The 2,288-nt window shown below is 41.7% G+C and carries 1 protein-coding gene; it reads left to right on the forward strand.

Annotated elements, in window-relative coordinates:
• Window positions 1-372: 372 nt before the first annotated feature.
• Window positions 373-1,998 carry a methyl-accepting chemotaxis protein gene (locus ACED42_RS21655; RefSeq protein WP_017101452.1) on the forward strand — a complete coding sequence of 542 codons (1,626 nt, stop codon included), beginning with the start codon at window positions 373-375 and terminating at the stop codon, window positions 1,996-1,998.
• The last annotated feature ends 290 nt before the right edge of the window (window positions 1,999-2,288 follow it).

Here is a 2,288-nt window from a genome sequence, read left to right on the forward strand (position 1 = left end):
GAACGGCGGACTGTTAATCCGTATGTCGCAAGTTCAAGTCTTGCAAGGGGAGCCACATTCAAGAAAGCCAAGTCGAGAGACTTGGCTTTTTTTCGTTTGAATAAAAGTAACGCAATTCAATAACACATCAGTTCAACATTAAATCTTGATCTTCTAGTAAATGGACTACGTCCGCCACCCTCAATAGAGTAATTACTCTTGCCTCTGTTTATTCATTTGACAGCAAAAAATGTTCTTCTGGGGACTTTTTTTTCTTCGTAAATTTAATCTTCATCATGTTTTGATACCTTTCTGATACCTGCACTGCACGACTTAGCTTAAGATTCGTGAATGATACACCATACTTATTATTAGATCGCTGCACGGGGAAATATGAAATTAAAAACGCAAGCTTATTTATTATCAGGCATCATTTTGATTGCCTTGCTCGCACTTACGGCTACAGGTTTATGGACCTTAAGAGTTGCTAGCAACATAGACAACAAAGCTCGCGTGACAGAGCTATTTAAAAGTGCATACAGCATTCTTACTGAAGTCGAAAAAATGGCTATTGATGGCACTCTAGAAGAACAACAAGCCAAACAGCTGGCCACTCGCCTACTGCGCAACAATATCTATAAAGACAATGAATATGTATATGTTGCTGATGAAGATATGACTTTTGTCGCAACACCTTTAGATCCGCAACTACACGGAACCAGCTTTAATGATTTTAAAGATGGCGATGGAAATAGCGTTGGCCAACTTATTCAGCGAGCACTTGGCAATAGAACAGGACAAATAGTCGAATACACCTGGACACAAAAACTCCCCGACGGAAGCATTGAAGAAAAACTGTCCATCGCAGAAAAAACACCTCATTGGGGTTGGGTTGTAGGTACAGGTATCGGCTTCAATGAAGTCAACGCAAGGTTTTGGTCAACAGCACAATGGCAACTGATTTTATGTTTGGCTATTGCTGGTGTCATTCTTTCAAGCTTGATTATCTCAATTAAACGTATGCTATCGCTACTTGGCGGTGAACCCAAAGACGTAAGAGAAGCAGTACAAGCTGTCGCAGAAGGAAAAATCCAAACATCGTTTGAGACTCAAGCTGAGCAAGGCAGTATCTATCACGCTGTACAACAAATGAGTCAATCACTGGCAGAGTTAGTATCAAACCTCAACTCTTCAATGCTAGCGTTAAGAGGCGAATTACAGCGCGTGGAAGATCGTGCAGGTTCTATCGCTCAACTTACTGAAACTCAGCAACAATCAACTGAAATGATCGCAACAGCAATGACTGAGATGGCGTCTTCAGCAAATAATGTTGCCGATTCAGCTGGCGATACAGCTCGTAACACCGACGAGGCAGACAAACAAAGCCAACATACTCAGCTCCTAATCCACAACACAGTAGATAATATTCAAGGCCTAGCAGGACAATTAGGTACAGCCAGTGAAGCTGTTGCTAACCTAGACAACGACGTAAACAATATTGTTAAGGTATTGGACGTTATAGGCGATATTGCAGAGCAAACTAACCTGTTAGCACTTAACGCTGCTATTGAGGCTGCGCGAGCGGGTGAACAAGGTCGTGGATTTGCAGTAGTGGCGGATGAGGTACGTAATCTTGCTGGTCGAACGCAATCGAGCACCAAAGAGATTCAGTTAATGATCAATAATCTTCAAGAAGGTTCCCGTAACGCCATTCAAACAATGAATGTGTGTGCGGCAACGAGTGAAAGTACTGTAGCAGAGTCTCAGAATGCCTCTGAAGCGCTACAACAGATTGTGATTGCATTAGAGTCTATATCATCAATGAGCCATCAAATCGCAACAGCAGCCGCTGAACAGACCCAGGTAAGCGATGATATATCGAAGCGTATCAATATGATTGAAGAAAGTGGCAACCAACTGAGCGATGTCGTAACGGAAAGCCATAACAGTACACAAACTTTAGCTTCTCTTTCTAACGAATTAGAGACTTGGGTAAATAGGTTTGAAGTAAAACACTAAACTCTCGAGAAAAACCTTTAATATAAAAGCACGTTTTCATACGTGCTTTTTTTATTTCAGCGCTCATTCAAAGCAGTTAACCGTAGTTTTGCCATCTTTTAAGGCATGCTAGACCTAGGTTTTTCTACCCAAACGAACAAAAACAACCCACTAAGTATAGAAAAACATCAAACAATACTTTTTTTGCAATTTAATGTTGACCCAGAACGCGAAAACACGTTTAATACACCTCGTCGCCCGGATAGCTCAGTCGGTAGAGCAGAGGATTGAAAATCCTCGTGTCGGTGGTT

It is taken from the genome of Vibrio sp. FF145, from assembly GCF_041439075.1.
Classification (GTDB): domain Bacteria; phylum Pseudomonadota; class Gammaproteobacteria; order Enterobacterales; family Vibrionaceae; genus Vibrio; species Vibrio tasmaniensis_A.

Excerpts from the sequence above, each read along its gene's own strand:
- ACED42_RS21655 (WP_017101452.1), top strand. The coding sequence starts at position 373 with ATGAAATTAAAAACGCAAGCTTATTTATTATCAGGCATCATTTTGATT.